This is a genomic window from Flavobacterium algoritolerans, assembly GCF_030010385.1.
Lineage (GTDB): Bacteria > Bacteroidota > Bacteroidia > Flavobacteriales > Flavobacteriaceae > Flavobacterium > Flavobacterium algoritolerans.
Map to the genome: position 1 here is coordinate 241693 of NZ_JASCRZ010000003.1, position 23418 is coordinate 265110.

A 23418-nucleotide genomic window follows, 5' to 3' on the forward strand; every position below is an offset into this window, starting at 1 on the left:
ATGATTTTTAATAAAGATACAGCCGAAAAAACAGCCGAATTTCTTTTGCAAATAAATGCAATTAAATTGAATCCAAGAAATCCTTTTACATGGGCTTCTGGATGGAAATCGCCTATTTATTGTGATAACCGATTAATCCTCTCATTTCCAGCCGTAAGAAATTATGTCCGGGATGAATTTTCCAAAAATATTGAGAAACAATTTGGTAAACCAGATGTTATTGCTGGTGTAGCCACTGGAGCAATAGGAATTGGAATGCTAGTAGCGGAAAGTTTGGGATTGCCATTTGTGTATGTTCGTCCTGAACCAAAGAAACACGGAAGGCAAAACCAAGTGGAAGGTTTTTTACAAAAAGGACAAAATGTAGTTGTTGTAGAAGATTTAATCAGCACCGGAAGCAGCAGTTTGCTTGCTGTAGAAGCTTTGCGCGAAGCTGGAGCTAATATAAAAGGTATGGCCGCCATATTTACGTATGGTTTTGAAGTTGCTGAGGAAAACTTTAAAAACGCACATATCGATTTGTTTACATTGAGTAATTATCAAAATTTATTAAATTTAGCTGTTGCCAAAAGGTATATTACTGAGGAAGAAGAGCAAACTTTAAGAGAATGGAATGTGAGTCCGTCCACTTGGACTATTGAAGTTTAAAACAACCTAATAAATAAATACCACAAAGATGAACTTAGAAAGTCCAAAAGTCAGTGTTCAAAAATCAGCTCAAGAATTATTTGACTTGTTGAGTGATGTCAAAAATTTTGAAAAATTAATGCCTGAAAACATTGCTAAATTTGAAGTTATAGGTGACGATGCTTTTATTTTTGGACTGAAAGGAATGCCAGAAATTAAGCTTAAAATGAAAGAAAAAGTAGCTCCAAACAAAATTGTTCTAGGAGCGGCAAGTGATAAACTTCCATTTACATTGATTGCGAACATAGATTCGGTTTCGGACAATTCCAGTGATGTAAAACTTGATTTTGAAGGTGATTTTAACCCTATGATGGCAATGATGATAAAAGGACCAATTGGAAAATTTATAGAAACTTTAGCCGGAAATATGACTAAATTGTAAAAAATACATTAAATAAATAATAGGAAACCCTTTCAGTTTAAACCTGAAAGGGTTTTTTAATGAATTGTTACAATCAGCCATTAATATAACATTTGAATTTCTTTGATATCAAATTCAGCTATACTGTCATCTTCCAGAAGAACCTGCAGTTTCCCAATTGAAGAAACTCCTTGAATTATCCCCATAAAATTTTGTTCCATTTGATTTGAAAAAGGCATTGGCAACCCTTTTTTATACAATTTATCACTATAAGCTGACCACAAAACGGCAGCATTGTGTTTACATACCTTCACATTTTTTTCTATTGCGTCACAAATGGAAAAAAGAAGTTCGTCTTTATCAAATTTTGTATTACAAATAACCGCCAAAGAAGAGGCTTTTGGTAAATTTTCGAAATTGGTTTGGTTCACATTTAGTCCTAAACCTACAATAGAAATAATGGTTCCGTCACTTTTGATACTGTTTTCAATCAAAATGCCACCTATTTTTTTATTGTATGACATTATGTCGTTAGGCCATTTTATACTAAGATTAGGAATCTTAAACGATTCCAAAACTTCAATTACAGCAAGTGAAACCGCAATATTCAGGTTGAAAATCTGACAAATATCCTCCAAAAAATCCTTAACCAAAATACTCATTATTAAGTTTTTACTCGTCTCAGAGACCCAAACAGCACCCATTTGGCCTTTCCCCTTAGTTTGATTCTCAGCAGTTACAACAGTAAAGTTTTCTAACTCTTGTTTATTCGATAACCCTTTAAGGAATTCGTTTGTAGAATCTATGGCATCGAGTTTGATTAGTTTCATATACAGTTTTTTGTGAAACAGAATTTAATATTGTGTTAAGGTTCAAAAATAATCACAAAAAATGGTAACTTTACAAACTTATATATAAAAATAATTCATGGCGAAAAAGACTATAAATAATGACGTTCTATTAGCGAACATCATTAAAGGGATAGAAGAGGTAAAAGGAAATGATATTGATATTCTTGATTTAAGAGAGATAGACACCGCAGTTTGCGACTATTTCATCATCTGCAATGGTAATTCAAATACACAAGTTAACGCTATAGTCAACTCCATTCAAAAAACAGTATCCAAAGAATTAAAAGACAAGCCTTGGCATGTTGAAGGAACTGATAATGCAGAATGGGTACTGATGGATTATGTAAATATTGTAGTTCATGTATTTCAAAAACACATCCGTGAATACTACAACATCGAAAGTTTATGGGGCGATGCAAAAATAACTACCATTGAAAACAAATACTAAAGAAACATAACTCCTAGTAATGGCTAAAGATAATAATCCAAATTCGAATAAGTTTAAAATAAGCCCTTGGTTAATTTACACTGCAATATTATTAATTTTCTTGTTTATAAGTTTTATAACTGGCGGTTCTAGTTTAAACGAACCAGGTCAATTAACTTCTTCTAAATTTAACGATTATTTAGAAAAAGGCCAGATCGAGAAAGTTATAGTTTACAATAAAACAGAAGCTGAAGTTTTTCTTAATGCTACAGCATTGAAAGATGCAGCACACAAAAAAGTTTCTAAAGACGTTTTTGACAGACCTAACAAAGGTCCTCATTATACTTTTGACATTGGTAACGATCAGATTTTCCAAAACAAACTGGAAAAAGCTGTAGCAGAAGGTAAATTGAAAGATTTTAACTTCTTACCAAAAAACAACTGGTCGGATATTTTAATCAGTTTATTGCCAATCATCATTATTATAGCTGTTTGGATATTCATCATGCGAAAAATGTCTGGTGGTGGCGCTGGTGGCGGTGGCGGGCAGATTTTTAATATTGGGAAATCAAAAGCTAAACTTTTTGACGAAAAAACAGATATCAAAACTACTTTTAAAGATGTAGCTGGTTTAGAAGGGGCAAAAGAAGAGATACAAGAAATTGTTGAATTCTTAAAAAATCCTGAAAAATACACTAATCTGGGTGGTAAAATACCAAAAGGAGCTTTACTTGTAGGGCCTCCAGGAACCGGAAAAACCTTATTGGCAAAAGCCGTAGCTGGTGAAGCGCAAGTACCGTTTTTCTCTTTATCAGGATCTGATTTTGTTGAAATGTTCGTAGGTGTGGGAGCTTCCCGTGTACGTGATTTATTCAAACAAGCCAAAGAAAAATCTCCAGCGATTATATTTATTGATGAAATTGACGCAGTAGGTAGAGCCAGAGGGAAAAGCAATATGTCCGGTGGAAATGACGAACGTGAGAATACGTTAAACCAATTACTGACAGAGATGGACGGTTTTGGTACTAATTCTAATGTAATTGTTTTAGCTGCGACAAACAGAGCTGATGTACTGGACAAAGCCTTAATGCGTGCAGGTCGTTTTGACAGACAAATTTTTGTAGACTTACCAGACATTCGTGAACGTGCTGAAATTTTCAAAGTACACCTTGCACCTTTGAAAAAAATTGAAGGATTGGATACTGACTTTTTAGCCAAACAAACTCCTGGTTTCTCAGGTGCTGATATTGCAAACGTATGTAATGAAGCTGCTTTGATTGCCGCAAGAAACAACAAAACTGCAGTTGACAAACAAGATTTCCTTGATGCTGTAGATAGAATTGTAGGCGGTCTTGAAAAGAAAAATAAAATTGTAACTCCTGATGAGAAGAAAGCAATCGCTATTCATGAAGCAGGACACGCAACCGTTAGTTGGATGTTGGAACATGCAGCTCCATTAATTAAAGTAACCATTGTACCTAGAGGACAAAGTTTAGGAGCCGCTTGGTACTTACCAGAAGAACGTTTAATTGTTCGTCCTGATCAAATGCTAGACGAAATGTGTGCAACTATGGGTGGAAGAGCTGCTGAAAAAGTAACTTTTAACAGAATTTCTACCGGTGCTTTAAGTGACTTAGAAAAAGTTACAAAACAAGCCCGAGCTATGGTAACTGTTTATGGTTTGAATGAAAAAATTGGTAATGTAACCTATTACGATTCAACAGGACAAAGCGAATATAATTTCTCTAAGCCTTATTCAGAAGAAACAGCCAGAGTTATTGATGAAGAAATTTCATTATTAATTGAAGGTCAATACCAAAGAGCGATTCAAATATTAGAAGAGAATAAAGATAAACTAGACCAACTGGCAAATATCTTAATCGAGAAAGAAGTCATTTTTAAAGATGACTTAGAAGCTATTTTCGGAAAAAGAACATTTGATAAAAATCTAGAGGAAGTAGTATCTTAGCAAATACATAAATTATTTAATTATTTTTAAAATCTTAATTCAAAAACTACTTTTGAATTAAGATTTTTTTATCTTTGGACGTTTTCAAATAACAAATTATAGTATTTTACAAAAATATGAGTCTTTTTAGAAAAATTTTTGGTTCTAGTAATCCGGCTTCTGATGAAGATCAAGAAAGTGAATTTAGTAAATCCCATACTGATAATACAACCTCTATAGATGAAAGATTTATCTACAATTTCAAAAAAAATGGAGGTAAATTTTTGTACTGCGAAAACGCTGAAGAAGTAAAAGAACAATTTGAAAACATATTAGAAGAAAATGATTGGTTTGAAAGTGAAGTTTTGTGCTATGAACCAAATCTTTTTGGAATGCTTGATGATAACAAACTTACCTACGACAAACCTGTAAATCCTAAGTTTCTTCTTGCAAGTTGTGAAAATTTGATTGCTGAGGAAGGTTCTATCCTTTTTTCATCAAAACAAATTAAACAAAACAAACCTAACGAATTACCTACCAATATTATCATTATAGCGAATACTAGTCAAATTCTTGCTGCAAAAAGCGATGGACTTAGTGCTATAAAAAAGAAATACGAAAGAGATTATCCTACCAATATTACTACAATAAAATATTTCGAGAAAGCTAAAGAAGAAGATTTCACACAATACGGAAGTTCAGCAAAAAATCTATATTTATTGCTTTTAGAAGATCTTTAAGATGAATGAAACTCTAAAACGAGGTATATCAGGAGCTATTTATATTCTATTATTACTTGCTTCTATTTTATATTCTACTGAAAGCTTTTTTATCCTTTTTGGTATATTTCTGATTATTGCAGTTTATGAATTTTGTAACTTAATTCAAATACATAAAGTCTTTCCAATACTTTTTGGAACAGTCTTATACACTACAGTCACATTCGTAAGTCATTACAATAAAATCGCTACTGATACGATAAATCAAATCTTCAATACTGATTTAGAAATAGCAGTAAATATCCAACAATTAGATGTCGTTTTATTGGTCATAGCATTAGTAGTATCTATAAAATGTATTCTTTTTTTATTTTATGATAACATTCAAAAAATAAGCACTTCATCAAAATACCTCTATTTATTAGGGTATATTATTCTCCCTTTTGTGTTCATCACTAAAATTTCATTTGGAATAAATGATTATAATCCAAAAATTATAATTGGATTATTTATCTTAATCTGGACCAACGATACCTTTGCCTATATTGTAGGCAAATCTATAGGCCGAACCAAATTATTTGAAAAAATATCCCCTAAAAAAACAATTGAAGGGTTCCTTGGCGGAATCATTTTTGCAGTTTTGGCTGGTTATTTAATCTCGAAATATTACATAAAGGCTAATCCTGAATTTAGCGACAGATCCATTCTAATTTGGACTTCTATAGCTGTTATTGTTGGAATTGCAGGTACTATAGGAGACTTAATTGAATCTAAATTCAAACGTATTGCAGGCGTAAAAGACAGCGGAAACATAATGCCTGGCCATGGAGGCATCCTAGATCGATTAGATAGTGTTATATTTGTAGCACCAATTATATTTTTATTTTATCAAATTTTAAACTATGTTTCATAAAGAAGGAACCCAATCTATTTTATTAGGCACTATTTTCACGGCTGTTGTCCTTTTATTGTCTGATAATTTCATTGATACCAACTGGATCAAAATGGCTATACAAATAGCTACTTTGTTACTTTTGATTATCATTCTGCAATTTTTCAGAAATCCAAAAAGAACAGTGGTAATCAATGAAAATCATATTCTTGCTCCTGTAGACGGGAAAGTTGTAGTTATTGAAGAAGTGTTTGAAAGCGAATATTTCAAAGATAAACGTTTGCAAATCTCCATTTTTATGTCCCCAATAAACGTACATGTTACGCGTTATGGATTAAGTGGAATTGTAAAGTTCAGTAAATATCATCCAGGAAAATTCTTGGTAGCATGGCATCCTAAAGCCAGTGAAGAAAATGAAAGAACTACGGTTGTCATCGAGAACAAAACATTTGGTGAAATTTTATACCGTCAAATTGCTGGAGCTTTGGCACGAAGAATTGTGAATTACGCCGAAGAAGGAATGCAAGTAATTCAGGGAACTGATGCTGGTTTCATAAAATTTGGTTCAAGAGTAGATATCTTTTTACCATTAGGAACACCAGTAAATGTTGTACTGAATCAAAAAGCAATCGGAGGAAAAACTATTATTGCTACAAAATAAGCATGATTGAAAAAGATTTAGATACTCGGTTTTTAGAAGCAGTAGAAATAGCTTCTGAAATGACGCAGGCATCTTTACCTCAAGATGTCCAATTGCGGCTTTATGCTTTTTATAAACAAGCAACTTTTGGGACTTTAGATTTAAAACAAACATCATCATACCATTTGAGAGATGCTTTTAAAACCAATGCCTGGATGCAAATTAGTCATCTAACTCCTGATCAAGCCAAAGAACAATACATAGAAATAATTAACACACTGATCAAAAAATAATACAAATTATGAAATCGCCTTGATTCCAAATAACAAACAGGGATGAAGAATGGCGATACCATATTCCGCTAAAAAAATATTGTCTTCATATGAAAAAGCTAAATTTTTTAATTTCTGTTTTATTTTTATTTATCACTTTACTTTCTTGCAACAACAAGAAATTAACTGAAGTAGTCGAAGTCCCTTTACCTACAACCGAACAAACAGTTGCCATTATGGGATCTCCCGATGACGTAAAAGCAGATGAAGGCTCTTTTCAGCTTGAAAAATTGCCTTACGCGTACAATGCTTTGGCACCAAGTATATCAGCTACGACTTTAGAAATGCATTATTCCAAGCATTACCTTACCTATACCAATAATTTGAATAAAGCAGTGTTAGGAACGCCTTTAGAAAATTTGACAATCGAAGAAGTGTTGTCAAAATTAGATCCTAATGATGCTGCTCTTCGTAACAATGCCGGTGGATTTTACAATCATTCCTTATATTGGAAATGTATGGCTCCAAAAGCTGGAGGGGAACCAACAAATGCATTAGCAGAAGCTATTATTAAAGATTTTGGTTCATTAGAAGACTTTATGACATTATTCAAAAACGAAGCAACAAAACAATTTGGTTCCGGTTGGGCGTGGCTTATAGTAGACAGAACCGGAAAGCTACAAGTAACTAGTACTCCTAATCAAGATAATCCTTTGATGCGTAATGCAGCTGTTCCCGGAACTCCAATATTAGCTTTAGATGTTTGGGAGCACGCTTATTATTTAGACTACCAATACCGACGAAAAAATTATATTGATGCATTTTTCAATGTAATTAATTGGAATAAAGTTGCTGAAAATTACGATGCTATTTTAAAGAAATAAAAACACGAAATAACCCGTAAATTTCACAACATATTTTTGAATTTTATAACAACTATAGTTAGATAAAGGGCAACCTTTACATGATAGTTAAATCAAATAAAAATTCAAATAAAATGAAAACTTTAAGATTAAATTTTTTTTCAAGAAATGTTTTATTAGGTGCTTCTGCAGCTCTACTTTTATTTTCTCTCACTTCTTGTGCCAAGAAAGTTGTATTCTTGACGTCATCTGTAGTTCCTGCTGCTCGAGGTCAGGTTACTGTTAAAAAAGACAATAACAACAATTTTGCGATTAAAATAAAAATAGATAATTTAGCCGAAGCAAAAAGATTGGAACCTTCAAAGAACACCTATGTAGTTTGGATGGAAACCGATGAGTCTATGGTAAAAAACATTGGACAGATACAAAGTAACAATCCATTTATGTCTTCAAAACTAAAAGCAACATTTGAAACCGTTACTGCATTTAAACCTAAAAAAATATTTATTACCGCCGAGGATAACTCAGATGCACAATACCCCGGGAATCAGTTTGTTTTAGAAACGAAAAGATTCTAAAATAAAATCAACCAAGTAGATTTTAAAGAGTACTAAAAAAGCTGAAACAAAATCAATTTTGTTTCAGCTTTTTTAGTTACAATTTTCAAGGAATTAGTAAATGACATTACTCAATACTACAATATCCATAGGTTTTATCACTAGATTTTTCATTGCTTTTTTAGTAAAAACGTCTCTGAATTTTCCTTTTTTAAGAATTAGATTGGTGAAATGAACATTTTTATCACTTCGATTTATAATTACAATCACTTCTTGAGTGCCAAGTTTACGGCTAAAGGCATACGTCTTTTCAGTATCATTTGTTTCAATTGTTGTGTAATTCCCAATCCTGATTGCCTCGTATTGATTGCGTAAACCAATGAATTTTTTATACCAATTAAATAAATCAGTATTGAAGTCCACTTTATCCGCCTCATGTTTACTTTGGTCGGGATTTAATATTTCTGCGCTATAATTTTTGTCATTCCATACCATAGGTTTACGACAATCAGGGTCATTACTTCCCCACATACCAGTTTCATCTCCATAATAAATCATTGGTGAACCTAAATATAATACTTGAAATGCAGCTATAAGTTTTTGCTTTTTCAATTGCTGCACGGTAGGTTTTCGAGCAATATAGTTGGTATTATTACTTTTCTGGCTCCAATTAAAATACACTCCCCAGTCACTAAATTTCTTCCCCTCAGGATTTGCTACCGCACTAGCGATTCTTGTAGCATCGTGGCTTCCAACCAGATTTTGCATATTCATTGCAACTCCTTCTCCAAATCCTTCACGCAATTCCTTCAACTGAGTATCAAATTGGGTAACAGAAATCCCTTTTGCATCTTGCACAAAAAAATCATGTACCAGGAAAGAAAAATTATAATTCATCGTCGCGTCAAATTCGTCTCCGCTTAAATAAGGTTTTGTTTTTTCAATGGGATCGACTAATTCCGCCGTCAAATAAGCTTCGCTGTTAATTGATTTTACCAATTTTCGCCAATCTTTCCAAAAAGGATGTGCAATACAATACGCCACATCTAATCGCCAACCGTCAATTCCGTATTGAGCGCCTTTATTCATTGGATTCATCCAACGCTTGGTAGCATCAAAAATATATTTTTTAGGACCTGAAACAATTCCATTTTCATCCTCTTTAAACTCCGGTAACGTTTTTATACCAAACCATCCTTGGTATTCAAACTTGGTGCCTTTGACAGCATTTTTCCAACTGTCAACCATAAACCAATCTTTGTAAGCTGATTTTTCTTGTTTTTCCTCCACATCACGAAAAGCAAAACTGTTTACTCCCAAATGGTTGAAAACGCCATCAAAAATGATAAACATTTTACGTTTATGCACTTCATCAATAAGTTTTAGCGCCAGTAAATCTGCTTTTGTCCAAACCCATTTTTCTGGATTTAAAGGGTCTTCATTTGCAATTATTTTTTTATCACCTTCAGGATCTGGACCAAATGATGGGTCAATATGATGGTAACACAATGCATCATACTTATGAGAAGAAGGCGCCCAAAAAACAGGATTCATATAAATAGCGTTAATACCTAATGATTGCAGGTAGTCCAACTTGTCAATAACTCCTTGCAAATCTCCACCATAGCGTCTGCGTTGAAGATTGTAATAAATATCTTTACCATTTTTCTTTTCGTAAGGTTGCAATTCATACCAATCGCTTGTCCAGGGATGAATTTGAAAATCAGAAGTTATATCAAAAGGATATGCACCATCTTGATCATTCACTTTTGGATCGTTTGAAGGATCTCCATTATGAAACCGATCCGGGAATATTTGATACCAAACTACTCCTTTACTCCAAATAGGCGTGAAATCTTTTTGTGCAAAGGATACCAAGGAAATTAAAAACAATAAACAAATTGTGAATATTTTTGTCATTAAAAATGAGTTTAAAAATTTAAAATTAATTTTAAAAGAATGTCTTACAATTGATAAATAAACGATTCCGAAGGTGCAATTGTAATTTGTAATTTTCCTTCACCATTCAAAACTTTCAGTTGAACGGAACTTTTATTGTACAACTGATCTGTTAATGTGTAATTTCCATCTTTCAAATTCCATTTTTGAATGATATCTGAAGGAATTTTCAATTCGAAATTGCTAGTGGTAAGCCAAGAAAAATTAGTGACAACTACTAGTTTTTGAGTATCTGACCAACGTGTGAACGCATAAATTCCAGGATCGTAGGCTTGAGTAGTTTGGCGATTTAATGTTTGAATTTCTTTGTATTTCCCCATTAAAGCCGAGCTGTTCAAAGAAAAATTCAATACTCTTTTGTAAAAATCACGCAACTCTTTTTCATCCTGCGATAATTGACCGCCATCAAATTTCCCTCCATTCATCCAACGCTGATGATTCGGGACTCCAATATAATCAAAGATTGATGTTCTGGAATGAGTTCCAAATCCTGCATTCTCATTTCCGGCCTCTCCTACTTCCTGACCAAAATAAACCATCGTAGGCGAAGTGCTTATGGTTGTTGAAACCACCATCAGAGGTTTTCCTTTTTGTGGTGTTCCCGCAAATTCCGGGCTAGCCAAACGCTGTTCATCATGATTATCCAAAAAATGCAACATATGATGCTCAATATCTACCATTCCGTTTTGTATGTCTGATAATCCATCCGGTAAAGATCTTCCTTGAATGATATCTTTTAATTTATCATAGGTTTCTACTTTATCATATAAATAATCCATTTTACCTAAATGAATGTAATTTCTATATTCCTTAGGATTGTAAACTTCGGCTAATAAAAAAGCATCTGGATTATTTACTTTAATGGCTGAATTCATATAACTCCAAAATTCATACGGAACCATTTCGGCCATATCAAATCTAAAACCGTCAACTCCTTTTGCGGTCCAATACAAAGCAATGTCTTTGAATTTATCCCAAGAATCTGGAACATCTTTTCCTTTCCAAAAATCGAAATGTTCCTGATACGATTTGGTATCAAAACCCGCCGGAAGTTCCGGGAAATCTTTGGAGCCATCCGGACGAATTCCGTAATTTACTTTTATGGTTTCGTACCAGTCATTCTTATCAGGTCTGGCTAAACGAGAACCGTTTCCGGTCCATTTTGCGGGACTTTCTTCAAATTTACCATCAATTAAAGGATTCTTTTCTCCATTTAACGGTTTATCCGTATCGGGAATTTCAAAGTGCGTATTTGGAATATAATAGAAGTTATTATCTCTTTTGTATTCAACAGTTGTATCATCATCAGCTCCAAAATCTCTAACACCTGCCGGATTACTTTTTCCTTCGTACTTACGTGCAATGTGATTCGGAACAATATCAATAATCACTTTTAATCCCGCTTTGTGAGTTCGCGCAATCAAAGCCTCAAATTCTTGCAACCGATTCGCTGGATTTACGGCTAAATCTGGATTTACATTGTAGTAATCTTTTACGGCATAGGGAGAACCTGCCCTTCCTTTTACCACTTCCGGGTCATCATTGGAAATACCAATATCCGAGTAATTCCGTATCAAAGCATGATGCGGAACTCCGGTATACCAAACATAAGTAACACCCAAATCCTTTATTTCCCGTAATGCTGTATCGGTAAAATCGTTGAACTTCCCTACTCCATTTTCTTCAATGGTTCCCCAAGGTTTATTGGTAGTATTTTTATTTCCGAATAATCGGGTAAAAACCTGATATACAACTTCTTTTTTATTAGAGACTGACTCTTTCTGTTCTGCGTTCATTTTTAAATCTTTTGTTTTACAAGCTGTTGCCAAAAGCACCACGCTTATCCCTGCAACAATAGTTATTTTTTTCATCATATAAAATTATATATACCGATTTCAATTCTTTTGATAATAAAATGAGTATCAATTTTTAAATTTAATATTTTTTAAATAAAAGAAGTCTATATCGTTTGAAATTAAATAATTCTGTACACATAAGCAGAAACTACATCGAAGGAGTAAGGCCATTTGTTGATAACTTTAAAGAGAGACAACAATAGCTTTTACCGCCTTTTTGACTAATTATAAATAAATCCTAATATAGATTAGGATTGTTTCCTTTTTCATAAATTTGACAAAAAATAAATCCATTGAAGAAATCAATATTTTTCCTTCCTTATTGTTTGATACTGCTTGTTACTAATTTAGTTTTGGCGCAAGCCCCAAAAAAAATTATTGTAGAAAACTCTGATTTTGCTGATGTAAACCAGGTAGAAATTCCGGATGCATTATTACTTATCGGAAACGTACGTGTCAATCATGATGGCGTGGTGATGACCTGCAATAAAGCGTATTATTTCCAAAAGGAGAACTATATCAAGGCTTTTGGAAATGTACAAATGGTGCAAGGAGACACTTTATTTCTGAACAGTAAATACGCTGAATACAATGGAAATGTAAAAAAAGCATATGCTTCCGGTGATGCTGTAATGAGTTCTCCAGATGCAACTTTGACCACAGAAATAATTAATTTTGACCGAAATATCCAAGAAGTATTTTACGATACGCCAGGGACAATTACCAATAAAGACAACACGCTAAAAAGTAATTCAGGAAGATATTATGTAAAACAAAAGAAATTCCAATTCCTGACTGCGGTTACCATCACAAATCCAACGTATGTAATCAAATCAAATCACTTGGATTATTTTAGTAATTCCGGACATTCCTATCTTTTTGGGCCATCAACAATTACCAGTAAAGCCAATTATATTTATACCGAAAAAGGGTTTTACGACACCAAAAAAAATCTGGCGCATTTTCTGAATAAATCATACATCAGATACGATGACCGGGTGATTAAAGGAGACAGTTTATATTATGACCGCAACCGTGAATTTGCATCGGCAACACGCAATGTAAAAATAACGGATTCCATCAATCGCGGAATCGTAAAAGGACATTATGCCGAAGTGTATAAAAAACTGGATTCAATGTTTGTGACCAAAAGAGCCGTTGCCGTGAATTTTGTCGAAAATGACTCAGTTTACATCCATGGTAAAAAATTAATGGTTACCGGAAAAGAAGGAAACCGAATTATCAGAGCGTTCAATAATGTCCGATTTTTTAAAACTGATATGAGTGGCAAATGTGATTCGATTCATTCGAGTTCCAAAACAGCTTTGACAAAAATGATTGGAAATCCGATACTTTGGAACGCAGAAAACCAAATCACAGGAGATGTAATGCATCTTATAGGCAATAATACCACTCAAAAACTAGATTCACTCAAAGTGCTCAATAATACGTTTATAGTCTCCAAAGACACACTGGGAACCGGCTATAATCAAGTCAAGGGACAAAATCTCTATGGCAAATTTGAGGAAGGCAAACTCCATGATGTCGATATTGTAAAAAATGCCGAAGTCATTTATTATATGCGGAATGAAGCACAAGAACTCATTGGTATCAACAAAAATGTGAGCAGTAAAATCAATCTTATTTTAGAAAAAAATGAGATTGAAACCATTACCTTTTTTCAGCAAGTAGATGGCGAAATCTATCCTGAAAAAGAGTTGCCGGAGAACGCAAGAAAACTGCGAGGATTAGTCTGGCGAGGCGATGAACGAATAAAATCCAAAGACGATATTTTTCCGCCTGAAGAAAATGAAGACAATGATAAAATAGCGAAAGCAACCGAGGCCGCTGAAGCCAAAGAAGATATTCCTATGAAAATCAGGAAAGAAACCCTGAATTACGATAAAAAGAAAGGGAAAAAATAGTGTTAAGTCGCAGTATTCAGTTTTTCTGAAAACGACTAATCCAATAAACGATTAAACAAATAAATTTTGAATACCGATTTCTTAAAATACCAAGCGCAAACCTCACCATATCCATTGGGCATGGAAGTTTCACACGCTGTAGGTTCTTATATTTACGATACTAATTCTAAAAAATACTTGGATTTTGTGGCTGGAGTTTCCGCTTGTGCATTGGGACACCAACATCCAAGAGTCAATCAAGCCATCAAAGATCAGCTGGACAAATATTCTCATGTCATGGTGTATGGGGAATATTCTCAAAGTCCTGCGGTTCAATATTGCAAATTATTAGCCTCGCTCCTGCCCGCTACTTTAGACAAAACCTATTTGGTCAATTCAGGAACAGAAGCCATTGAAGGCGCGTTAAAACTCGCCAGACGTACCACAGGAAGAAGCCAGTTGATTTCATGTCACAATGCGTATCACGGTAATACTATGGGTTCTATGAGCGTCATGGGATTTGAAGAGCGCAAGCAAATCTTTCGTCCGTTGATTCCTGATGTTGATTTTATCACGTTCAATAACGAAGATGATTTACAAAAAATAACGACTAAAACCGCAGGAATTATCCTGGAAACCATTCAAGGTGGTGCCGGATTTATTCAGCCACACAATGATTTCCTTAAAAAAGTGCGCGAGCGCTGTACCGAAGTGGGCGCGATGATGATTCTCGACGAAATTCAACCGGGCTTTGGGAGAACCGGAAAACTTTTTGGATTTCAAAATTATGATGTCGTTCCTGATATCGTGGTGATGGGAAAAGGAATGGGCGGCGGCATGCCTGTAGGTGCTTTTACAGCTTCATCAACAATAATGGATTTGCTAAGTCATGATCCAAAACTAGGTCATATCACTACTTTTGGAGGTCACCCTGTCATTGCGTCAGCCTGCTTGGCGACTTTGAAGGAAATAACTGAGACCAACCTTATGGCCGAAGCGATGGAGAAAGAAAAGCTATTCAGAACACTTTTGGTACATCCTTTGATAGAAGAAATAAGAGGAAAAGGATTGATGCTGGCAGCAATGACAAAAAGTGCCGATATAACAAACGAAGTGATTCTCAAATGTCAAGACAAAGGGCTTATTTTATTCTGGTTACTGTTTGAAGGTTGCGCCATTAGAATAACACCTCCTCTAACCATTTCTGAAGAAGAAATACGAGAAGGTTGCAGCATCATACTTGAAGTAATGGATGAAATGATGATTGAAGCATGATGATAAACAATTTTTGATTTCAGAAGTAGCAACACTGATTACATATCAAATAGATATTCAAGACAATTAAAAAAATTGGGAGCTATTTACTTTGTCAGTTCGCTTCGCTCGTGTCCTGCTATCCGTTATAATCTTTTACTTTTTGGCAGCAAAAAGTAAAAGGATTTTCACTCTTATCAGGGCTATGGCAACCTTTTAAACCAAAGCTTTTTTGTTAATTAAATTGTTCACAACAATTCTAACTTTCCCTCACAGTACACGCACGATTACCTAAATTTATTTAGGCCAAATTAAAAACACACAGTATGCAATTAAGCAACGAAGAAGAAGACTATAACTTATCCCTGTCTAAATTTGAGTCCATGTTGAAAACCAACAAAGTACTCTTTTTTGACTCCGAAGAATTTGAAGAAATTATTCTTCATTATCTCGATATGGGTAAGGCCGCTTTGGCAAAAAAAGCACTGAAACTGGCATTGGAACAACATCCAAAATCTACCGGACTAAAACTAGTTCAAGTGGAAATGTTAGTCTATGATGACAAACTCGAATTAGCCGAAAAGCTATTGAATGAGTTGTATGCCATTGAACCAACTAATGAAGAAATTTACATTCAAAAAGCCAATATCTGCTCCAAAAGAGACCAACACGAAAAGGCGGTTGAATTACTAAGAATAGCTTTAAAATACACCGATGATTATGCTGATGTCTATAATTTAATAGGAATGGAATATCTTTTTATGGACAATCTTGAAATGGCAAAAGAAAGCTTTATCAAGTGTTTAGAAGAAGATTTGGAAGATCAATCAGCGTTGTACAACGTTGTATATTGTTTTGAGTTTTTAGATCAAAATCAAGAAGCGATTACCTATTTGAAAAAATACATTGACAAGAACCCCTACAGTGAAATCGCCTGGCATCAACTGGGTCGTTTGCATTATGGAGTTAAAGAATATGAAAATGCCATTCGTGCCTTTGATTATGCCACTTTAATCGATGATGAATTCCTTGGTGCTTTTATGGAAAAAGCAAAAGCTTTTGAGCGATTAAAAAAATACGATGAAGCCATTGAAAGCTACAGTAGAACCATCGAACTAGATGATGCGACTTCGTATGCTTTACTTCGAATGGGGAAATGTTATGAAAAACTGGGCAATAAAGCTTTAGCATTAAAATATTTCAATCAAACCGTGCATGAAGATCCACTTTTAGACAAAGGTTGGATTGCCATTACTGATTTTTACGTTCGTCAAAAAAATTACCAAAAAGCGTTATTTTATGTCAACAAAGCATTAGCTATTGACAACCAAAATCGTTTGTATTGGAAACGTTTTGCGACTATTAATAAACAAATGAACTTCTTTGAAGAAGCTGAATTTGGATATAGAAAAGCGGTGGAATTTGGTGATTATGGTTTAGACACTTGGTTATTCTGGGTGGATATTCTTCAGTTTTTAGGAGAATTTGAAAGCGCTATACAAACTTTATTACAAGCTTCAGAGTATTTTCCGGAAGAGAATGAAATTGAATACCGTTTGGCTGGATTGTATTTTATGTTAACTGATAATACAAAAGCAAAATTCCATTTAAGTAATGCCTTACGATTGAATTTTGACAATTATATTCTTTTAGAAGATTTATTTCCAGTAGTTTGGGCAAAAAAAATGGTGCAGAATTATATTGCAAAACATAAAAAACAATAATGGTTGACATAGTTAGAAAACGCTTTGGATTATTAGGACGCAACATTAGTTATTCCTTTTCTAAAGGATATTTTACAAATAAATTCAATAGTGAGAACTTTGCAGGTTGTACCTATGAAAATTTTGATATTCCCGAAATAAGTGCTTTCCCGGAGGTAGTTAAAAACACTTCGGATTTAAAAGGATTAAATGTTACCATCCCGTACAAGGAAACTGTAATTCCGTTTTTGGATAAATTATCTAAAAAAGCGGAGCTAATTGGTGCTGTAAATACTATCAAAGTTACCAAAAAAGGCAAGTTGAAAGGCTACAACACGGATTATTATGGTTTCAAAAAATCATTAGAACCGTTATTGGAACCGTACCATAAAAAAGCCTTGATTTTAGGAACAGGAGGCGCTTCTAAAGGAGTCGCTTTTGCTTTGGACGAGCTTGATATACCGTATACTTTTGTTTCGAGAGAAGCCAAAGAAAATGCAATCGACTATAACCGAATCAACGCAACGACATTTGACAATTACCAAATCATAATTAACTCGACTCCGGTAGGAACAAGTCCTAATGTGGAGGCGTTCCCATTAATTCCATACGAATTTTTCACGGAGAAGCATATTGCTTATGATTTGATTTATAATCCTGCTGAAACGCAATTCCTTAAAAAAGCAAAACAACATGGAGCACAAATCAAAAATGGTTTGGATATGCTCATTTTTCAAGCAGAGAAAGCTTGGGAAATTTGGAATAAATAATCTAAATACGGAGTTAACTTCTTACACGTATTCGAGTACGTAAAAAACCACTCTTTTGGAGTGGTTTTTTGTTTGTAATAACATATCGAACTCGAGAAAAAAAATTATAATTAAAACCCCAGAACCCTAGCCCTGATGGCAGCGGCATCCTTTTTTGTTCGTCTTTTCGGCGAACAAAAAAGATACAGCGAACAGCAGGAAATTGCTTCAAAAAGAGCTGATTCCTAACCTAAAACGACTATAAATAGAAGGAATTATTTTGAAATTTCATGCTCCTTTACTATCTTTCGTGTTCGATAAAAAAAATAGAAACCTTACACATTGAAAAAATGTTAGAAGAAAAGAATGATAACCTGCTTGAGGCAGATGGAAATTTAGAACACAATTCTGTTGAATCTACTCCAATAGAACCAGAAGTTTTGGAAACGGAAACTAGTGATACTGTTACTACTATTCCTGCAGAAGATAATGCTGTAACTCTAAATGATGAGGAGTTGACAGCTAATGAACCTATTACAGAGACTGAAAACCAGACTGTGCTAGATGCTATTACCGAGACAAATGCTGCCGAAAGTGAGGACGAAACGTTGAAGGAACGTCATGAAATTCCAATGCAGGATTATGATACCTTATCACTTGAAGAACTGGTAGACGAGCTGAAAAGTTTAGTTTCCAATGAAAAAGTAATGTCGTTTAAGGAGCATATTGAAGAAATCAAAAAAGCATTTTTGGCTAAATACAACCACCTTCTTGAAGAGAAAAAAGAGGAGTTTTTAGCAGAAAATCAAGATCCAAATGAAGAATTTCAATATCATTCTCCACTAAAAACAAATTTTGATAAATATTATTCTCTTTTTAGAGATACTAAAAATACCCATTTCAAGAGTTTACAAACGAATCTAAAAACAAATTTAGAAAACCGTTTGGCTATTGTTGAGGAATTGAAAGAGTTGATTAACCCACAGGAAAACATCAAAGACACTTTAAAACATTTTAATGATTTAAGAGAACGATGGAAAACTGCCGGACCAATTCCGAAAGATAAATACAACCACGTTTGGAACAATTTCCATTTTCATGTTGAAAACTTCTATGATTACCTGCATTTAGACAGAGAAGCCAGAGATTTAGATTTCAAACATAATTTAGAGCAAAAACAAAAAATTGTAGCGCGTGTAGAAGAATTGGTGAATGAAGCCGATATCAACAAAGCATTCAGAGAACTGCAGGATTTACATAGAATTTGGAAAGAAGACATTGGTCCTGTTTCCAGAGAACATCGTGATGCCATTTGGAACAAGTTTAGCGATTTGACCAAACAAATGCATGATAAACGTGAAGTTTTGTTCGAAAATCAAAGAGGAACAGAACTTGAGAATTTAGAAAAGAAAAAAGAAATTATTGCCAAGATTGAAGTTTTGGCTACTGAAAAAGTAAATGCACACACACAATGGCTTGCTCAAATAGAAAAAGTGGAAGCGTTGCGTACTGCTTTCTTCTCTGCCGGAAAAGTTCCTTCGGATGTGAATGAGGAAACTTGGGCTGGTTTTAAAACTGCTGTCAGAAATTTCAATTCTTTCAAAAATTCGTTTTACAAAGACATTAAAAAAGATCAAAACGACAATTTAAGCAAGAAAACGGCTCTTGTTGCCAAAGCCAAAGAATTGCAAGAAAGTCTTGATTTTGCTGCTACTACTCCTATCATGAAACAAATTCAGGATGAGTGGAAACAGATAGGACATGTACCAAGAAAATATTCGGATAAAATCTGGAAAGAGTTTAAAGATGCCTGCAATCATTATTTTGACAAGTTAAAAGAGCAAAAGAATGAGGAAAACACTGAAGAAGTTGAAGCTTTTGATAATAAAAAAGCCTACTTGGAAACGTTGAGAGAATTTCAATTGACAGGAGATCACAAAACAGATTTGGATGCAATCAAATTGCATATCGAAACCTGGAAAAACTTTGGAAAAGTGCCTTTCCCAAGAAGACATATTGAAGGGAAATTCAATAAAATCCTGGATGCGCTTTTTGAAAAATTGAGTTTGAGCAAAAAAGATACTGATATGATGCGTTTTGCTAATAGAATGGATCATCTATCAGAAAGCAATGACACTCGAAAACTGGACAACGAAAAGATTTTCCTAATGCGTAAAATTGATGAAGTGCAGAATGAAATTTTCCAATTGGAAAACAACATTCAATTCTTTACCAATACCAGAAATGCAAAAAAAGAAAACTCTATAGTATTAGAAGTTCGTAAAAACATCGCTATTCATAAAGAAAGCCTTGATGTTTGGAAAGAAAAACTAAAACAACTGAGAAATCTAAACCAAGAGTAAATCTTAGTTAACGTTAAAATAGAAACCTCGATCTTAAACAGTTCGAGGTTTTTTTATGGGAGAAAACTACCTAACACTAAATTTTAACTTTCATTTATTAGAAAAAGTTATATAAATCGGGTGACAAATTTTAAATTTGCAAAATGGATTTTTTTCGAAAAACACTTGTTTTTATTGGGCTTTTAATAGCTTTTTTATTTGCTCTTAGTGCAAGTGAAGCTGCTATTCATACAACTCAATTGGAAAAATCCAGTTCTTCCGTTTCTGTTGACAGCATCCATTCTTTAGATTTTATACAACCTCAAGTAAGCAATCCGTTTACTTCCTATCATAAAACTCCGGATTATACGATTGCTAAATATCTGGAAAATTTTCTGATTGCAATTCCGGATTTTAAAATTAGCACATTCTTTATTCGCTTTGCGAAACAAGACATCAATCGATGTGAAATGGTTTCGCTCCTACTTTTTCCTTTCCATTTTTTTTGGTGATTTGAAGCACTGATTTCGTAATTAGAAGATCTAATCTTCCCTTTTGAATTGATTCCTTTTTAGGTTTTCGGTTCAGATTATCATGCTTTACAAATAACTAAAAAAATAAAAAAATGGATACATCCGTAACAATAATTGGTCTGGCACTAACTTTTATAATTGCCATTCCTCTTTTCTATGTGATTCGCTCAAACTCGATTAACAAAACAAAAATCAAAAATATAAAAACCAAATTCAGCCAAAACAATCGCTTTAATTTTGAATTGACCGAAACATAAAACAAAAAAGTTTTGGCTTTAGACGAAAAAAACAAAGGATTTCTTTTGATTGATTTTAATGCAAAAGAAGAAGTTGTTTCTTTTGTTGATTTAAATACAATTCAATCTAGCAAACTGATTCCAACTACGGAAAATAATAGTGATACGATTCTAAAAATTGAATTTGAATTTCAATACAAAGAAGCTAAAAAAATAGAGTCTATTTCATTTTACAAAATTGAAAATGATCAAATAGGTCAAGTTTGTTTATATGAAGATCATCAACTAGCCAAAAAATGGGCAAAAATGATTCAGGATTGTATAACCGTTTAAGAAACTGATTTGTTCTGTAAAAGAGGCTTTTGAAGCCTCTTTTTTTTGCAAAAGGTTCTCTCGATATGATAATTATCATTTTAATATTTGAGTGGTCGTTCTACTTTTGATTAACGTTAAATGACTCTGCCATGAAAAATTCTTTAATTCAAAAATACAATGTTCCAGGTCCCAGATACACCAGTTATCCAACGGTTCCCTATTGGGATGAAACTGATTTTTCAGATGAAATTTGGGCTGAAACGCTAAAAAAATCATTTATAGAAAGTAATACTTCAGAAGGAATCAGTTTATATATTCATTTACCTTTTTGCGAAAGCTTGTGTACTTTTTGTGGTTGTAACAAGCGTATTACCAAAAATCATGGGGTTGAAAATCCGTATATAGAGGCCGTTTTAAAAGAATGGACATTATATTGTAAAATCCTTGGAGAGAAACCAATCATAAAAGAGATTCATTTGGGCGGAGGAACTCCCACATTTTTTTCTACAAAAAACTTAGAGGATTTAATAAATGGTATTTTTTCTCATGCAAATAAAGCCAAAGACTATGAATTTAGTTTTGAAGGTCATCCGAATAATACTTCACACGAACATTTACAAAAGCTTTACGATTTAGGTTTTAGAAGAGTAAGTTTTGGTGTTCAGGATTACTCAGAAAAAGTCCAAAAAGCAATTCATCGGTTGCAGCCTTTTCATAATGTGGCAAAAGTTACATTTTGGGCTAGAGAAATTGGGTATACTTCCATAGGTCATGATATCATTTTTGGATTGCCTTTTCAGGAAATAGAAGATGTTATTGATACGATTGAGAAAACAAAATCATTACAGCCCGCCCGTTTGGCATTTTATAGTTACGCGCATGTTCCTTGGATTAAGGGAAATGGACAACGCGGTTTTAACGATGAAGACATTCCAAAAGATGATAAAAAAAGAATGTTGTACGAAACAGGAAAAAAACTATTGTATGAAAACGGATATCATGAAATAGGAATGGATCATTTTGCTTTGGAAACAGATAGTTTGTATAAAGCTTTTAAAGATGGAACATTGCACCGTAATTTCATGGGCTACAGCTCTTCAAAAACACAATTGATGATTGGATTGGGCGTTTCTTCCATCAGTGACAGTTGGTACAGTTTTGCACAGAATGTAAAAAATCTGGAAGATTATTATCAAATACTAGAATGGAACAAATTACCGGTTTTCAGAGGGCATTTATTGACTGATGAAGACCTCATCATCCGAAAACACATTCTGAATTTGATGTGCCAATTTGAAACTTCGTGGAAAAACAAAGAAGGTTATTTCAACGAAATTCCAGACGTATTAATTCAATTGAAAGAAATGGAAAATGATGGTTTAGTAATCATTAAAAACAATAGCATTGTCGTTACAGAAAAAGGGAAACCTTATGTTCGAAATATTTGTATGGCATTTGATTTACGTTTGAAAAGAAAAGCTCCAGAAACCGAATTATTTTCGATGACAATCTAATATTTCACAATCTTACAAAATAAAAAAGCACGCTGAATGGCGTGCTTTTTTATACAAAACTATTAGAATATTAATGACAATTAGGATCAGCTTGAATAAATAAACTCATATTTGACGGGGAAATATAAGGAATTCCCAATCCCAATCCCCTTAAAATAAATAAGCAACCAATACATACCGCTACATAAGGAATCGCTTTTTGGATTCGGTTTCGAATAGGTACCGTAAGAAATGAATTGATATACACGACGCTGCTCATCATAGGAACGGTTCCTAATCCGAATAAAATCATATACAAAACCCCAAGACTTTCACTTTGCATGGCAATAGCACCAAACAAGGCGACATAAACCATTCCGCAAGGTAAAAAGCCATTCAGCAAACCAATCGTGAACAGGGATTTGTAACTCTTATTTCTAAACTGACTTCCTAACGCCGTTTTGATTTTAGAAATTAATTTAAAAACTGGTTTTGAAAAATTATATTTCGCAAAAAGTTTGTCTGGAATTATAACTATCAGAATCATGGCAACACCAATGAATATGGATAAATTCTGTTGCAAACCAGCCATAAAAAAACCTTTTCCAAGCAGTCCAAAAACAAAACCTATTGTAGCATAAGCCGTTAATCTTCCTAAATGATAGGTAATGATTTGAGTCGCTTTTTTGGTCTGATTCGTTCTGTCTACGGGCAACATCATAGCAATAGGACCGCACATACCAATGCAGTGAAAACTACTTATTAAACCGAAAATGAAGGCAGTATAAAGCATTTTTTTAGTCTAATGTCATAAAGCCGAAAGTCATAAAGCTAATTGATGGACTTTCTGACTTTTG

General features: G+C 33.8%; 23 protein-coding genes. 19 read left to right on the forward strand and 4 right to left on the reverse strand.

Features of this window, described 5'->3' with window-relative positions; translation table 11 throughout:
- Together pyrE and QLS65_RS08850 are read left to right on the forward strand one after the other, a co-directional pair.
- Positions 1-648 (forward strand): orotate phosphoribosyltransferase, encoded by a 648-nt coding sequence (gene pyrE / locus QLS65_RS08845; RefSeq protein WP_282716865.1) that lies wholly within the window; start codon positions 1-3, stop codon positions 646-648.
- 28 nt (positions 649-676) lie between these two features.
- Complete coding sequence (locus tag QLS65_RS08850; protein WP_099715845.1) at positions 677-1069, forward strand: SRPBCC family protein; 393 nt, start codon at positions 677-679, stop codon at positions 1067-1069.
- Positions 1070-1149: 80 nt separating this feature from the next.
- On the opposite strand, the gene QLS65_RS08855 is transcribed toward QLS65_RS08850, so the two are convergent.
- Positions 1150-1878: a biotin--[acetyl-CoA-carboxylase] ligase gene (locus QLS65_RS08855; RefSeq protein ID WP_282716867.1), complete on the reverse strand. Its 729-nt coding sequence runs from the start codon at positions 1876-1878 to the stop codon at positions 1150-1152.
- Between the two features lie 97 nt (positions 1879-1975).
- Between QLS65_RS08855 and rsfS the strand changes: the two genes are divergently transcribed.
- The 8 genes from rsfS (at position 1976) to QLS65_RS08895 (ending at position 8238) form a co-directional block, all read left to right on the forward strand.
- Positions 1976-2347, forward strand: coding sequence for a ribosome silencing factor (gene rsfS, locus QLS65_RS08860; RefSeq protein WP_039109645.1), 372 nt, complete (start codon positions 1976-1978; stop codon positions 2345-2347).
- A 19-nt stretch (positions 2348-2366) separates the two neighbouring features.
- On the forward strand, positions 2367-4295 hold the full coding sequence (ftsH, locus tag QLS65_RS08865) for an ATP-dependent zinc metalloprotease FtsH (protein ID WP_099715847.1): 1929 nt from the start codon (positions 2367-2369) through the stop codon (positions 4293-4295).
- A gap of 116 nt (positions 4296-4411) precedes the next feature.
- Complete coding sequence (locus QLS65_RS08870; protein WP_282716871.1) at positions 4412-5014, forward strand: LUD domain-containing protein; 603 nt, start codon at positions 4412-4414, stop codon at positions 5012-5014.
- A 1-nt stretch (position 5015) separates the two neighbouring features.
- The gene (locus QLS65_RS08875) at positions 5016-5906 is read left to right on the forward strand and encodes a phosphatidate cytidylyltransferase (RefSeq protein WP_282716873.1); all 891 of its coding nucleotides are present in this window, start codon (positions 5016-5018) and stop codon (positions 5904-5906) included.
- The gene (locus tag QLS65_RS08880) at positions 5896-6546 is read left to right on the forward strand and encodes a phosphatidylserine decarboxylase family protein (RefSeq protein ID WP_121341691.1); all 651 of its coding nucleotides are present in this window, start codon (positions 5896-5898) and stop codon (positions 6544-6546) included. The genes QLS65_RS08875 and QLS65_RS08880 overlap by 11 nt, the downstream gene beginning before the upstream one ends.
- Before the next feature lie 2 nt (positions 6547-6548).
- Positions 6549-6818 carry an acyl-CoA-binding protein gene (locus QLS65_RS08885; RefSeq protein ID WP_099715851.1) on the forward strand — a complete coding sequence of 90 codons (270 nt, stop codon included), beginning with the start codon at positions 6549-6551 and terminating at the stop codon, positions 6816-6818.
- 89 nt (positions 6819-6907) lie between these two features.
- Positions 6908-7681 (forward strand): superoxide dismutase, encoded by a 774-nt coding sequence (locus QLS65_RS08890; protein WP_282716881.1) that lies wholly within the window; start codon positions 6908-6910, stop codon positions 7679-7681.
- Between the two features lie 113 nt (positions 7682-7794).
- The gene (locus QLS65_RS08895) at positions 7795-8238 is read left to right on the forward strand and encodes a hypothetical protein (RefSeq protein ID WP_282712105.1); all 444 of its coding nucleotides are present in this window, start codon (positions 7795-7797) and stop codon (positions 8236-8238) included.
- Between the two features lie 93 nt (positions 8239-8331).
- On the opposite strand, the gene QLS65_RS08900 is transcribed toward QLS65_RS08895, so the two are convergent.
- On the reverse strand, positions 8332-10137 hold the full coding sequence (locus tag QLS65_RS08900) for a glycoside hydrolase family 13 protein (RefSeq protein ID WP_282716888.1): 1806 nt from the start codon (positions 10135-10137) through the stop codon (positions 8332-8334).
- A gap of 44 nt (positions 10138-10181) precedes the next feature.
- Complete coding sequence (locus tag QLS65_RS08905; protein ID WP_282716890.1) at positions 10182-12050, reverse strand: alpha-amylase family protein; 1869 nt, start codon at positions 12048-12050, stop codon at positions 10182-10184.
- 275 nt (positions 12051-12325) lie between these two features.
- Here QLS65_RS08905 and QLS65_RS08910 point away from each other — a divergent pair, with 275 nt between their 5' ends.
- The 9 genes from QLS65_RS08910 (at position 12326) to hemN (ending at position 22582) form a co-directional block, all read left to right on the forward strand.
- Complete coding sequence (locus QLS65_RS08910) at positions 12326-13957, forward strand: OstA-like protein (RefSeq protein WP_121341677.1); 1632 nt, start codon at positions 12326-12328, stop codon at positions 13955-13957.
- 66 nt (positions 13958-14023) lie between these two features.
- Entirely contained in the window at positions 14024-15211 is a 1188-nt protein-coding gene (locus tag QLS65_RS08915) for an aspartate aminotransferase family protein (RefSeq protein WP_282716893.1), read from the forward strand.
- A 305-nt stretch (positions 15212-15516) separates the two neighbouring features.
- On the forward strand, positions 15517-16914 hold the full coding sequence (locus tag QLS65_RS08920) for a tetratricopeptide repeat protein (protein WP_282712109.1): 1398 nt from the start codon (positions 15517-15519) through the stop codon (positions 16912-16914).
- The gene (locus QLS65_RS08925) at positions 16914-17663 is read left to right on the forward strand and encodes a shikimate dehydrogenase family protein (RefSeq protein WP_282716896.1); all 750 of its coding nucleotides are present in this window, start codon (positions 16914-16916) and stop codon (positions 17661-17663) included. Before QLS65_RS08920 ends, QLS65_RS08925 begins: the two co-directional genes overlap by 1 nt.
- A gap of 329 nt (positions 17664-17992) precedes the next feature.
- Positions 17993-20005 (forward strand): DUF349 domain-containing protein, encoded by a 2013-nt coding sequence (locus tag QLS65_RS08930; RefSeq protein WP_282716897.1) that lies wholly within the window; start codon positions 17993-17995, stop codon positions 20003-20005.
- Between the two features lie 143 nt (positions 20006-20148).
- On the forward strand, positions 20149-20496 hold the full coding sequence (locus tag QLS65_RS08935) for a hypothetical protein (protein WP_282712114.1): 348 nt from the start codon (positions 20149-20151) through the stop codon (positions 20494-20496).
- A gap of 113 nt (positions 20497-20609) precedes the next feature.
- A complete protein-coding gene (locus QLS65_RS08940; protein ID WP_282716899.1) occupies positions 20610-20774 on the forward strand; it encodes a hypothetical protein in 165 nt (54 codons plus the stop codon).
- Positions 20775-20786: 12 nt separating this feature from the next.
- Complete coding sequence (locus QLS65_RS08945) at positions 20787-21086, forward strand: hypothetical protein (RefSeq protein ID WP_282716901.1); 300 nt, start codon at positions 20787-20789, stop codon at positions 21084-21086.
- A 131-nt stretch (positions 21087-21217) separates the two neighbouring features.
- Positions 21218-22582, forward strand: a complete 1365-nt coding sequence (gene hemN, locus QLS65_RS08950; RefSeq protein ID WP_282716903.1) for an oxygen-independent coproporphyrinogen III oxidase — start codon at positions 21218-21220, stop codon at positions 22580-22582.
- A 70-nt stretch (positions 22583-22652) separates the two neighbouring features.
- Here the strand turns inward: hemN and QLS65_RS08955 are convergent, their stop codons facing one another.
- Positions 22653-23354 (reverse strand): sulfite exporter TauE/SafE family protein, encoded by a 702-nt coding sequence (locus QLS65_RS08955; protein ID WP_099715862.1) that lies wholly within the window; start codon positions 23352-23354, stop codon positions 22653-22655.
- Positions 23355-23418 lie beyond the last annotated feature (64 nt).